Below are 13,374 nucleotides of genomic sequence, written 5' to 3'. Positions count from 1 at the left end.
CCTAATTATTCTTGGGTAAATTCACCTATTTTATAAATTTGGAAATTACATCTTTCCAGATGTGGTATCCTTCGGTAGTAAGGTGCAGTCCGTCCTCGCGATAATATGCTGGTATTAAATCACCATTGGCATCCAGCATCCGGGTATAAACATCTGCATATCCGGTATGGGACTGCTGTTCCATAAACTGTTTAATCTTGGCATTGACCTCTTCTATTTGCATTTTGTCTTTCAATCGCCGCGGTGAGGGCTTAATGGAAATATAAATTATCTCGGCATGTGGTTTCATCTTTCTTATCTCGCGGAATAAGGCAGCGAACTGTTCAACAATACGGTCTGTCGACCAACGGAGTCCAATATCATTGTCGCCTTCATAAATAAAAATCTGCTTTGCATCGTATGGCAAAATCAGCCGTTCTCGATAGGTATGAAGATCCACTGTCTTTGTGCCGGATACTCCTCTATTTAGTACAGCCTGCCCTACAAAATCTTCTTTTAGCGTCTTCCAATTTTCGATGGTCGAACTACCGACAAAAAGAATGACCTTCTTGGGCGGTGGATTTTGCGCATCCAGGCGTTCGTAACGTTGTATCTTTTGCTCCCATTTCTGCTGTTGCGTCAATACAGATTGGGCATAGGTATATGACATACCCAAACAGAGTAACAGGCAGTTCAGTCGCTTTAATAGCTGAGTTATTTTCATCCTTATAAATTATTTGTTCATCAATTATTCTTTAACCAAGGTATTATGTCATAAGTATTTATTTTCAATGGTATTCATGAGCTCGTTTATTCATTAAATCGGTATTTTTAACGTGTTCGTAAGCTCAATCGTTCAGTACACTCGTTTCACGTTGCTTTCGGCGGTTTCATCCTTTTTCTTTTCCGGCAATCTTTAAAATTGGTGTGCCACGTAATAGTATCCGCCCTAAATAAATCTTGGATGAATCGTATTTCTCAGGATGCCGGTCAATATCCTCTTGTTGGGACGGGCCTAATATCATCTTTTTATCTGCTCTCAATGGCGATATACGAAAACTGACTTCATGCTTTCCTTTGGGCACCTTGATCACATCATATTGACCTCGATATCGGTTATTACAGTAGCTATTAAACCGATTCAACAGGATATTGTCGTGATTCTCTGCCACCATTTGATAAGGTTGAAATCCCCCTGACTGCGATTTATGGAGCCCTATCTGATGACCATCTACCCATACTTCAAGCTGCCCTACCTCCGGCCCACCTATGTCAAACAGCCCAAATAGATCACCTTCAAAAGTGAATGAAAAGCGCGCGCCTTTTTCATCAGCGACCATCAAGCTGTCAAACCATCCATTGAACGCCCTTAATTTAGATCCTCCTGTAGGAAACGCGGCCCATTTAACATCAAAATCAGCAATATCACTAGGTCTGTACATCCCCGCGATATCCCACTCATCAGATATCAGCGGCTGAGGCAATGGATGTTTCTCCATTTGGTAATGTCCTTTCATCTTCTCAATCCCACGGGCAATGGCTGCAGCGTAAAGGTCCCCACCGGCTTTCAGTGGGTGGATTCCGTCCGTAGAAAATAAAATACGTTCTCCTGCAGAGCCTGCATCTCCCTTCCACAACAACTTGTCCTGACATTCCAAGCGTGCTATCTCCATTCCCAAATGTATTGTAGGAATACTGTAATGATCGGCCAATGCTTCCAAAGCTTCAATATGTGGCGGTATCTTTCCATAATTATATACCTTGGTTTGTGCAGCCAAGATGGCATAAACTAAACAGATATCGGTATGCTGACCATGTAGGATAATCTGCCTGACCATACCTTCCATGCCTCCAGCATAGGCGCCATTGACTGCAAAATCGATGATGACCAGATCGGGATTCTGCGATAATACCTGCTCCCTGATTCTGAAGGATCCCAAATCCGTACCTGTCCCGGAGACTCCGGCATTGACCCACTTGAATCTAGTGGATGGGTAGCGTGCCTGCAAGTAAGCTGAAATCTGCATTCGGTAACAATAATTGGCTTGTGTCAGGCTTCCACCAATGAATGCTACAGTTACATCCTGACCTTTGCTGACCTTGGCAAAAAAATTGGGCATACCACCACGCACTACACACTCATCGTCACGCTTAAAATCACCAGGCGCAATAAGTTCTTCTTTCGCCAGATCCACAGAAAATAACAGTTGCGAAGCTGCACCTTGTGAGGCTGCAATCTTGTTGAGCTCCCCACTATTCTGCGCGCCCAGATCGGTCATTATTAAAAAAAGCAATAGGATCGTTATAACTGATTGATATGTACGCATCTCGTTGATTTAAGTGATCAGAAACCAGTTGAACATCAATTCACAACGGTGATATTCGAGGTAAAGGAATTCGCTACGATATCAGACTGCAACATATTCCTACCCCCGACTTTTACGTTTTTGAAAGTCACATCCTTAATCATGTGATCGGCATCGTAGCCCTCGAAAATTGCCGCCGTCGCACTGCTGACGCAATCAATAAATCGAATATCAGAAATAGTCCCGGGCCTATACACCGGATTTGAGTTTGCATTTTGCTTGATATACATCAGCACAAATCGCGTATTTCCCGTTGTCTCATCGCGGATGCCCTCAAACGTGATATTCTTAACATCAGCCCAGTCGGAATGTGGAATCGCTACCGAATGACCACCCCAAGTCATTTTGGCGATATCAATATCTTTGAAGGTGAGCTGTTCGACACTACTGGTCTCTAAGGAAGATCCTATACGGATACCCACGCCTACCTGGTTTTTCCAGATCATGCAGTCGTGGGCGCTACAATTTAAAAGCGGTGTTTCACCATCTGCAGCCGCATTTGTTGCATGCCAACCAAAACCATCATCTCCCGATCCGATAAAACAGTGGGAGAAATGCACATCTTGGCATCCTGAACCCAAATCCAAACCATCATTGTTCTGCCCAAAGCTCAACAAGTTGAGATGGGACACATCGACGTTCGACGAATTGACCATATCCACCTGCCAGCCTAAGGCCGCATGCCGAACGCCAAATCCGCGAAGTTCCACATTTTGGCTCCGGTAGACCTTAACAAAATTTCCCGCCACAGGGGCGGTGCGATCATCAATATAGCCCCGACCGATCAATTTGACATTAGATACGTTTTCTATCAATACCTTTCCCCTGAGAATCGCCCCTTCTTGTAAATAATAGGTTTTATTGGATTCAAGTTTAAAAACTCCATTTACACCATGATGGATTCCTTTGGCAAAAACAACTGCCCCCTGTTTATAGGCGCTGTAATCCGGAGATCCAAACAAAAGTAAGGGCGCACGACCAGGGATAGCCAATGCATAATTGTAGTACTCTGGGATGGTAAACGTCAATTCATTTCCGTTCTTGGTAACCGGTATATTCAACCTTTTAGGCGACAGCGTAAAATTTGAGAAAGAACTGCTGCAAATAATCTTGACCTGAGTACCTGGCGCATACGTAAATAAAGCGGTATGTACATCTGTCTGCCCCCCATTCTCCACCAGATCATAACAGGTTTCTTGCCATACGTCCAGCGTATCGTTGTTGACGATCACCTGATAAGCCAGACTTTTCACCATGGGTGAATCTAACTGTCCGGCTGTAGATGCCATTCTTGCAAGTTTATTTTCTACTTGGGTTTCATTTGCCTGTAGACTTTTTTCGACTCCAGTACAACTTAAAACCGTAAACATCATTCCAAAGAATACGGATATAATCCAGCATTTTTTTAACTGTTTCATGTTGCTATTCATGCTATTGGTAGTTTAAATGTTATTAATAACTGATTTTCATTATTTTTAGTCCTGTTGCCGGCAGGGAAATTTTCCAGTCTGAGGATGTCGCCATCCGTATCGCATCCGTCCCATCGGAATTGAGAAGATAGGCCTCCTTCTGAGCTAGCCCAAATAGATCCCGAGAATGGTCTGCATCTAGTGTCAGCCTAGCCTGTTGTTGATCCACGCTATTGTTCAGTAAAACAACATAGAGCTCTTTATTGTCGCTATTGGTAGCAAGAATGTAATCTATATGTGCATTATCAAGACTGATAAGCCCTTTTTTCATTTTCAGATCGACAGGCTTGCCAAATATGCTCCCTTTTTCAAAACCATAGCTGCGATGTGGCCCTACTTTAGGTGTTATAAACCCGCCTGGAAAGGTGATGTTACCATTGGAGCGAAGAGCTGCCTCGGAGAGCAGATAATCGGTAATCCATCCCAGCTGCCACCAGGCATGATGCGGAAAAGGTCCTGCTCCTTTATTCATGGCATCCCAGTAGTAAGAAGCGACCCCTGTACTTGCGTCCACAAATGCGTCCCGTCCCCATACCGCAGCTCTTGCCATATTCAGCAATAAGCTGTCTTTCGTCTGTGCATAAAGTCTTACAAACAGCCCCGCATGACTCGACAGCAAAATAGGACCATGATGATTTGCAGAGCCCATAATACTACCATGTTCAAATCCCAGCCCCACTTGACTGATTTCCCAATCCTGACGATTTATACCGTTCACGTGCTTGACTTCACGAGAGGGTATGGGATGTGTATAGACCGATGTCGTATAGTATCGCGCGACTTGGTAGGCGGCTGTTTGATATTGCTGATCCTTGGTCAATGTATACATGTCCAGAAGAGCCTGAATAGACTGTGCTGTTGCAAAATCGGGTGCAAATCGCGTATCACCACAAACACCCAAGAACCAGCCTTTTTTGGCCGCGTGTCTGACAAACCAGTTCGCACCTTTGATTGCCCCTTCTCTATATTTTTCATCTTTTAGTAACTGATGAGCCACCAATAGTCCATAAAATGTTGGACGCAGATCGGACACATCCTCAAACATGGGACTGCCTGACTTGTTATCATAAGCAACCTCCCAGTGTCCATCGGGATGCATTTTTGACAGCAGCCAATCTGCTGCTGTGCGCAACGCTAGCTTAATATCAGACCGATCTGGTTCAAAAAGTAAAATATTACCGATGTCCATCAACATATAATAGGTGGTGCCGATGGGTTCACTATAGGGCCCCCATTCTTCGGTAAACCGATGACTGCGGTATAGGTAATACTGTCCCGCAGCTGATCCATAAAAGAACCCTGGGTCGCGCTGTTGTTGTTGCAACTTGAAGTTTAAGGCTTCAGGTAGCCGTTGTTCCTGCAGTTTGATATCTTCGGTCAGTTTAGCCAGCATCCACATGGCACCATAATCAGAATTTTTCATGGCGTCTTTTTCAGACCCATACACTCCTCCAAGATAATCCTGCGCACCGATCTCGGTATTTTTATAATGTGCTGTCCGCCACCTGGAGGTGCTATCGCTGATGACATAATCATACATCGCATAGAGACGATCCGTAAAGGAACGATTAGTCTGTTTCAATTTTAAAAAATCACTAAATTGGTATATATCTTTTATTATATGCCCCAAAACGTTATACCAAGAAGTTTTCTGAATTGTATATCGAAAAGAAAATGTTATTTCTTGTCCCGCTCTCAGGTAAGACCCCTCCTCCCCCAGTACCGGATGATAAAGCGTGGGTGTGAGCTCATTATTTCGGTTCATCAATGACAGTCCAAGCTTCCAGTCCGAATGAGTTTTTACACCTTTTAACCAGGGGTCCCTTCCTGTACCGGGTTCGGCAACGGCAGCTAAGGTAACTCCAGATTGCGTGGTCAATAGCGATGCTAATGTAGATGCTGTACGCTCCCGAACAATGACCGGACGGTCTGGGATACCATGTCCGTAAGCGTAGGCACGCACAAAGTCGGGATTGAGTGCTCCTCCTTGAAATAATCCGGGAATAACCGCCCACTGAAACTGCTTCCGGTCACCAATCGCTAATGAAGGGGATGACAATGAATAATAACCACTTTCCTTAGCTTTTAAAGTCATTCGTACACAGATGTCATACCTATGATCTGGATCAAGATTCCATTCTTCGGACAAAGCAATTTTTTCATTTTCATATCGGAATCTCAGTCCGGAGCGCAAAGTTGAAGCCACCGCAGTCGGCTGATAATGCAATACTTCACCGGCTGTGTTCAAGCTCACAGGTGACAAACTCTGTGACCACACTGGAATCACATAGCGATATTGGGAGTCGGGGAAATGAATAAGCTTCCCATCATTATCATAAACAGTTGCCAATTTATCCAGCGGCTTATTTTTAGCGTAAAGGATCGTTCGCTGCTGTGCAGCCATTGTTAAATGCTCCTTTTGCCCCGCATCATCCTTTAGGGTAAGGGATTGAAGATAATAACCATTTTTGTCGCGACTCCAGATCAGTTGTAGCGTACTATTTTCCAAACGCAACTCAGACCTGCTTTGGCCGAAAGCACTTTCCAACCATACGAATGGCAGTAGCATCATCATACTCCAAACCATACCACAATGACCATATTTTCTATTTAATAGCTGCGTAATTATCATGGCTGGATATTTATTGTTACTTCGGCATACCCTTCCTTGCTACCGCTGTACCAGTTGGAGGAAGTTTCAAATACAGCTTTATAGACGCCCGGGGTCTTGTATACGTATTTGTATTCCCGCAGGTGTGAACTAATATTTTTAAGTGCTATTCCTTTGTCGGCAATAGACTCTTTTACTTTAAAACCCTTTGTAATTACCCAATCATCATTGTCGGTATCGGCTGCAACACCGCCATACATCAATAGCTGTGTTGCGGAGATTGTCCATACCTTACTGTCGTTTAGAAAACTTACTGCATTCCAGCCCGCATTAGATATCGTGGCGACATTGGTCTGTACGCCCTCTGGAGATACTTTGACCGCATTAAAACTGCGAATGACCCATCTGTTCTGTTGCGGCTTTTGAAAGTCGGTATATCGGAACGCCAGATATATTGACCCTGTATCAACTGGGCTGAGATATGATTTCAGGCTCACTATTCCAGAAGGTGTATTGTCTTGCCCGATGGAGAAAACAGCTTTGTCTGAAATATCGGTCCACGTGGCTTTGTCAACCTCTTCTTTTGTGTATATTCCACTAAAATTACTGGAAACCAATAGTTTTAGATTGTCATAAATAACACCCCATTGTACAAGTGTTTTAAAATCCACCTGTAAATCGTTATCCGCATACAGGCGGTCCTTCAAGGCGTAGTTGTGTCCGTTCTCTCCAGAATAGAATACAATATTGTCTGGAGCACCCTCAAATCGGAAGACAACGGTGTCGCCAATCCTGTAACTTGTGGCGTCCGTCCTGACTTGCATATCGGCGCTGGCGATATCTTCTTTCATGCAACTGGCAAACAATATGGCCAGCATGAGATACATCATCGATATTTTCATTTCTGTTAATTTATTGTGTGATCCACCAGATTTACCAACCCGGATTTTGAATAATCTGTTTATTAATGGTTAACTCTGTGTTAGGAATGGGAAACAACACGTTTCTTTCAGTCGTATTCAGGCCGGCATTACTGCCATATCGATGTGCGGCGGGTGCATTGACCGAAATTTCCCGTCCTAAAGCATTCATAATGGGCACGTAAATCCCCCAACGAATCAGATCATGCTTTCGGATTCCCTCGAAACAGAATTCGCGCAGGCGCTCATCCCGTATATAATCGAGAAACGCCATTTTATCCAATCCTACAGGTGCATCGCTATCTGCATTGACCACATTTACTGGATGACCGAAAGCTCTCCTACGGACTTGATTGAGCGCTTCATATGCGGCTGTAGTCGGAGACTCGTTGACTTCATTTTCTGCCTCAGCTTTCATTAATAACACATCACTATATCTTATAATTGGAAAGTTGGTCGAATTGGCACTCCTTGCCCTGGTACCTGTCTCGTATTCCCTTCTCCATTTACCCGGATTTCGATCATAAAGCTGGGTGGCGCTATAGTATTGCTTCTGAGTTGCGCCTGCGCTAACCACAAATCGGTAGGGACTGATACTCCAATCGCGTCGCATCGTATCTTTCTGACCAAACAGATCGTATAATTTGGCCGTAACCCGCATGGCTCCGCCTGAATATCCAATACGCTCATCAGGACATTCTATACCATTTTCGATCCCAACCATACCAGCCTGATCGATGTTACCAATCTTATTTCCAAACATGCCAACTTCCCAAAGACATTCCTTCGGTTCGTTGATATCTTGTGAATGATTGATAAATATTTGCTTGTAATTGGGATTGAGCTGATGCTTTCCTGAAGCAATCACTTTATCTGCATATTCGATAACATCTTGATAACGGGAATTGTCATTAAGAGGCTGTCCGGCCATTTTTAAAAATACACGGGCCAGTACGGCCTGAACGGCTGTTTTGGACACTCGTTCGTTGGCAACGACACCACTCTCGTGGACCAAATTTTCTGCTTCTTGCATATCTTTTACAATTTGCGCATACAAAGTGGGCAATGTAGCCTGAGCGGGATAAGGGTCGTTGGGAGATTGTGTAGAGGACAGTTTTAAAGGTACTTTTCCAAAGAAATCGGTCAAGATATAGTAGTAATATCCGCGCATGAAGAGCGCCTCGCCCTTGATAGCGTTTCTCTTGGTGACATCCATCTCTACGCGATCGACATTTTCCAATAATAAATTTGTCCGATTTATCCCTTCGTATAAGGTCTCCCACAATCTAGTAATGTCCAAATCAGCAGCGTCCATGACCATTACCCGAATATTGTTTATTGATATATTCTTGAAATAGGCTTCGTCACTCACAACAAAATAACTGAAAAGCCCTCGACTATACATGCGCCCATAGGTATCGATGAGTCTGTTGTAAACGCCATTGAGGCTGTTCATCAATTCGCTTTCATTTCGAAAATAGTTTTCAGTGGTCACAAAATCAGGTTCTTTATCCAGCAATTTGGAACATGAGCTGATTAGACAAACAATACAGATGGAAAAAATAAAAATGCGTTTCATCTCGATCAAAGGTTAGTTTAAAAATTAAGGTCAAGTCCGACAGTTATCGTACGAGGACGTGGATAAGCGGACCAATCGAAGGAAGGGGTCAGTGCTCCTGGGCGGGTGCTCACTTCGGGATCGAGCCCGGAATACGGTGTCCATGTAACCAAATTTTGCGCGGCCAGATATAATCGTATGGACTTCATCCGTAATCTTCGGAGCTGATCGGCATTGAACGTATAACCCAAAGACACGGTCTTGAGTCGTAGATAGGATCCATCCTCGATCGTTCTGGAAGAATAAACTGCGGGGCCCTGGCCTCCAACACGATAAAGTGCATCGGTCTGGTTTTCTGGCGTCCAGCGGTCGGCAAAAGATGCGAACATATTCAAAAAACCACGCGCAACAGGATCCCCACCTTCAAACTCAATGCGATTGGCGTTTAAGATGTCTCCTCCATAACTCCATTGTAAAAAGACATTCAGATCGAAGTTTTTATAATTAAAGTTGTTGTTGAATCCGCCAATATGTTTTGGATTTGGATTACCTATTATTGTGAGGTCATAATTGTCTACTTGTCCATCGCCATTGATATCCTTGAAACGGATATCGCCGGGTTTAATATTTGTTCTAGGGGTACCATTATTGGGCTGACCTGCTTTAAGTAGATAATTCCCGTTGACGAGATCAAAATCTGCGTATTGATATACACCATCGAAAAGATAACCATAAAATAAAGCTATCGGCTGTCCAGGTATTGCTATATAAGGATAGGCATTATTGAAATTGCCCCAGGTAACGCGTGTAGCCAAACTCGGTTCCCCTTCGTTGAGTTCAAGAACCTTGTTTTTGTTAAATGCGATATTAAAGCTCGAATTCCAAGAGAAATTGGGCGTTTGTACGTTTTTGGTCTCCAATGTAAATTCGATACCACTGTTGGATACACGGCCGATATTTTTGAATCCGGTAAGGAATCCCATACTGGGAGCCAATGTCGCATTCAATAATAGGTCACGCGTCTCTTTGTGATAATAGTCTGTAGTAAGTGAGACTCTATTCTTGAGTATTGAAAGGTCAAGCCCAATATTGGTTTGAACAGTAGTTTCCCATTTTAAAGTTGGATTTCCAAGATTTGTCGGTACCATTCCCTGACCAGCACTGTTGCCTACACTGTAACCTGAGGCTGGATTCATCTGCAAGGCAGTCAATGAAGCATATTCTGATACGCGATTATTTCCGGTTGAACCTATTCCAACCCGCAACTTTGCATCACTGATGATATTTATCGGTTTCATGAAATTTTCTTCTTTCAATCGCCATGCAAAAGATCCCGAAGGGAAATAAGCCCATCTGTTTGATTTTGGAAATTTGGATGAGCCGTCACTTCTGAAAGACAATGTCAGCAAATACTTTGAACGGTAATTATAATCAAGCCGCCCTAGATAAGAAATCAGCCCGCTGGAAGCGTCCGTAACTGGCGCCATCGTAATCTGCCCTTCGTCCAGCCCTTTGATGCCCAATGTTTCATTAGGTATCAAAATGGATGTAAAGCCGTTGGTATAGTTTCGTATATCTTGTACTGTAAACCCCACGACTGCCTTTAGCCTATGCCCACCTTTAAATTTCTTGTCGTAAGACAATGTATTCTCATTCAATAGATTTGTGATCTCATTGTTCCAAATAGAACCATTGACTTTATTGTTTGAAAATGGATGTCCTGCTCTGGATTTTGAATTAAAGAACACTTCCCGTCGCTGGTTTATACGCGTATAACCACCAGTTGCCCTAAATGTTAACTCCGCCGCCAATTTATATTCGAAATAACCATTGGCCACGAGATTTGCACTGAACAGTGGATTATACTCATTCTGCACGGCTAGATAGGGATTGATGCGCAAATCAGTACCTAAGCTAGGATCCATATCCGGATCAAAAAGATCGTCTATCAGCGAGGCATCTGTAAGTGGATTTCCGGTGATTGGCCTAAATCCCCATATTCCATACATCAGACTTGCTGTTGGACTAGCCTGAGACTCTGACACTACGGTACCATATCGCTTATAGGCTGTATAGTTTAAATTCAACCCCACTTTTAATTTTTTATTGATGGTCTGATCTAGCACTATTCTTCCTTGATATTTATTAAATCCACTGTTTAGTATGATCCCATCCTGATTTAATAATGATCCGGAAACGGCATATCGTGTACGATCGGTACCACCACGTATAGCAATAGAATGATTATGGGTAACCGCATTTCTAAAAACTTTGTCCTGCCAATTGATACCCTCCATGCTGCGGTAATCGTCCAGCGTCTTTCCATCCTTTAGGTATATAGTTGTATAGAGGGTGGGATTCTGTTCCAATTGATATTTCACAAATTCATAAGGATTTAGCAGCTCCTGCGTTTTGATGATCTGATTGAGTCCTACCCAGCCGTTGTAGTTAATAACCGGAGTTCCAACCTTACCTTTCTTGGTTGTTATGAGGACAACGCCGTTAGCTCCCCTGGCTCCGTAAATCGCTGTCGCAGAAGCATCCTTTAATACTTCCAGAGATTCAATCTCTTCGGGATTAATGGTATTGCCAACAGATGTTTCGACGGGAAAGCCATCAACCACATATAGCGGAGAATTATCTTGGGTGACGGAATTATTACCCCGAATAACAATACTAAGTTCCGCACCTGGCTGTCCATCATTTGAACTCACCTTAACGCCAGCTACCCGACCAGCTAAGGCCTCCTCAAAGTTGGCAACGGGGGCTTTGCGCATATCTGTTAGATTAGCCTGACCTACCGCTCCGGTCAGATCACGTTTAGTGGTTGTACCATAACCGATAACGACAACATCATCCAGCATGCGCGTATCTTGCAGTAATTTGACCTGCATATACTGGCCGAATACTGCTGTTTTCTTTACAGCAACATAACCCACCATTGAAAATAGCAGTGGTTCATTAGGTGAAATTACAGCTATTGAAAAGTTCCCGAGCGAATCTGTGGTCGTTGTCTTAGATTTATTTTGATTTGAAACCGTAACTCCAACTAAAGGGTTTCCTTCAGTATCGAATACCCCACCCTTCACAGTCGAGGACTGTTGACCAAAAGCGAAGTAGGAGAGAAAAAGAGTGCCCAAGAGCAGAGCAACCCTTAAATTAAATAGCATCATAGTCGTCTTTATAATTAGTTATTTTTTGCAATCTAGTCTGGTCTAGACTGGTTTGCTTTTATAAAAGTATAAATTATCTTTGCACTTGCAAAAAATAAGTGAAAAAAGATGTTATTTTTTTCAAAGATCGTCTTAAAGGGAGAGAAAATAGTTAAACCTACCGCTAGATTAGGATATATCAACACTTGCATATAAAAGCAAGTTTATCTAAGTTTGACTCTATTATCGTAAATCATTATTCATCACATGTCCACTACAAGCGAAACAGGCAACGGCTCTCGAATGAAGTATCTTCAATTGGTCGATCACATCCATACATTGATCGAAAAGGATGATTTACATATCGGAGACCGCATCCCCTCATTAAATCAATTGCAGGATCAGCTCGGCATGAGCAAAGAAACGGTTTTGAAAGGTCTTAACTATCTACTCGAAAAGGGGGTAATTGAGTCTGTCTATCGTAAAGGATATTATGTCAAGAAAAAACAGGTACACCATTCTTACCGTATCCTGCTTCTCCTCGACAAAATGAATACCATGCGTGAACAGATCTATCAATCGTTATTAGCCGAAACCAAAGGTGCAGCAGCGATCGATGTCTACTTTCACCATCACAACTTTAATGTATTCCGTAATATTATTACCGAAAACATCAACAACTATACTCATTTTGTCATTGTTACATTTTTGAAAGATGATCCCGCCCCTATCATCAACCTCATACCACCAAACAAGCGGATTATCATCGACTATAATCAACTTGGGCTCTCAGGAGATTATACGGCTATTTATCAGGATTATGAATACGATATTTATAATAGTCTTACGCTACTGCAGCACAATATCAAAAAATATCAAAGAATCATACTTATAGCACATCCGGAAGCCTTACATGCCAAACATGTTATCAATGGATTCATCTGTTACTGTAAGGAATCGGGAATCGATTATGATATTCTACCAGAAGTAGATGAGACAAAATTTGAGCAGTACTGCGCCTTTATCACCTTTAGCCGCTATGATTCCGATGATGTATCCTTAATTAAATTGGCAAAGAAACATGGGTTTACATTAGGGGAGGATATAGGTCTTATTTCCTACAATGACACTGATGTCAAAGAGATCCTTGAAGGGGGTATTACGGTCATATCTACTGATTTTTGGGCGATGGGAAAGACGGCAGCTGGGGCTATCCTTCAGAAGAAAATATTAAACGAGCGCAATCCCACCCAAGTTATTATTCGGAAATCTCTTTAGCCCTAACTTTCGTTAGCGCTTTTTTAGTCGGGGTGGCAGGA

At 42.9% G+C, this 13,374-nt stretch carries 8 protein-coding genes; 1 reads left to right on the top strand and 7 read right to left on the bottom strand.

Annotation, left to right across the window (positions count from 1 at the left end):
- Positions 1-25: 25 nt before the first annotated feature.
- From B4A24_RS21545 to B4A24_RS21515, 7 genes are all read right to left on the bottom strand, one after another.
- The gene (locus tag B4A24_RS21545) at positions 26-703 is read right to left on the bottom strand and encodes a GDSL-type esterase/lipase family protein (RefSeq protein WP_172396587.1); all 678 of its coding nucleotides are present in this window, start codon (positions 701-703) and stop codon (positions 26-28) included.
- A gap of 166 nt (positions 704-869) precedes the next feature.
- The gene (locus B4A24_RS21540; protein ID WP_172396586.1) at positions 870-2,306 is read right to left on the bottom strand and encodes an SGNH/GDSL hydrolase family protein; all 1,437 of its coding nucleotides are present in this window, start codon (positions 2,304-2,306) and stop codon (positions 870-872) included.
- Between the two features lie 35 nt (positions 2,307-2,341).
- Positions 2,342-3,775: a hypothetical protein gene (locus B4A24_RS21535; protein ID WP_293947031.1), complete on the bottom strand. Its 1,434-nt coding sequence runs from the start codon at positions 3,773-3,775 to the stop codon at positions 2,342-2,344.
- Between the two features lie 22 nt (positions 3,776-3,797).
- Positions 3,798-6,446 carry a glycerophosphoryl diester phosphodiesterase gene (locus B4A24_RS21530; protein WP_293947030.1) on the bottom strand — a complete coding sequence of 883 codons (2,649 nt, stop codon included), beginning with the start codon at positions 6,444-6,446 and terminating at the stop codon, positions 3,798-3,800.
- Entirely contained in the window at positions 6,443-7,327 is an 885-nt protein-coding gene (locus B4A24_RS21525) for a DUF5017 domain-containing protein (protein ID WP_293947029.1), read from the bottom strand. Before B4A24_RS21525 ends, B4A24_RS21530 begins: the two co-directional genes overlap by 4 nt.
- 31 nt (positions 7,328-7,358) lie before the next feature.
- On the bottom strand, positions 7,359-8,924 hold the full coding sequence (locus tag B4A24_RS21520) for a RagB/SusD family nutrient uptake outer membrane protein (protein WP_293947028.1): 1,566 nt from the start codon (positions 8,922-8,924) through the stop codon (positions 7,359-7,361).
- Positions 8,925-8,941: 17 nt separating this feature from the next.
- The gene (locus tag B4A24_RS21515) at positions 8,942-12,076 is read right to left on the bottom strand and encodes a SusC/RagA family TonB-linked outer membrane protein (RefSeq protein ID WP_293947027.1); all 3,135 of its coding nucleotides are present in this window, start codon (positions 12,074-12,076) and stop codon (positions 8,942-8,944) included.
- Positions 12,077-12,322: 246 nt separating this feature from the next.
- Here B4A24_RS21515 and B4A24_RS21510 point away from each other — a divergent pair, with 246 nt between their 5' ends.
- Positions 12,323-13,333, top strand: a complete 1,011-nt coding sequence (locus tag B4A24_RS21510) for a GntR family transcriptional regulator (protein ID WP_293947026.1) — start codon at positions 12,323-12,325, stop codon at positions 13,331-13,333.
- Positions 13,334-13,374 lie beyond the last annotated feature (41 nt).

Source organism: Sphingobacterium sp. UBA7249 (assembly GCF_002472835.1).
Taxonomy (GTDB): Bacteria; Bacteroidota; Bacteroidia; order Sphingobacteriales; family Sphingobacteriaceae; genus Sphingobacterium; species Sphingobacterium prati.
Note: the sequence above shows the minus strand (reverse complement) of the source record. Positions and strands in the feature narration are given on the sequence as shown.

What these genes read in the sequence shown, in the direction of transcription:
- B4A24_RS21545 (WP_172396587.1), bottom strand. Translation starts at nt 703, where the DNA reads ATGAAAATAACTCAGCTATTAAAGCGACTGAACTGCCTGTTACTCTGT.
- B4A24_RS21540 (WP_172396586.1), bottom strand. Translation starts at nt 2,306, where the DNA reads ATGCGTACATATCAATCAGTTATAACGATCCTATTGCTTTTTTTAATA.
- B4A24_RS21535 (WP_293947031.1), bottom strand. Translation starts at nt 3,775, where the DNA reads ATGAATAGCAACATGAAACAGTTAAAAAAATGCTGGATTATATCCGTA.
- B4A24_RS21530 (WP_293947030.1), bottom strand. Translation starts at nt 6,446, where the DNA reads ATGATAATTACGCAGCTATTAAATAGAAAATATGGTCATTGTGGTATG.
- B4A24_RS21525 (WP_293947029.1), bottom strand. Translation starts at nt 7,327, where the DNA reads ATGAAAATATCGATGATGTATCTCATGCTGGCCATATTGTTTGCCAGT.
- B4A24_RS21520 (WP_293947028.1), bottom strand. Translation starts at nt 8,924, where the DNA reads ATGAAACGCATTTTTATTTTTTCCATCTGTATTGTTTGTCTAATCAGC.
- B4A24_RS21515 (WP_293947027.1), bottom strand. Translation starts at nt 12,076, where the DNA reads ATGATGCTATTTAATTTAAGGGTTGCTCTGCTCTTGGGCACTCTTTTT.
- B4A24_RS21510 (WP_293947026.1), top strand. Translation starts at nt 12,323, where the DNA reads ATGTCCACTACAAGCGAAACAGGCAACGGCTCTCGAATGAAGTATCTT.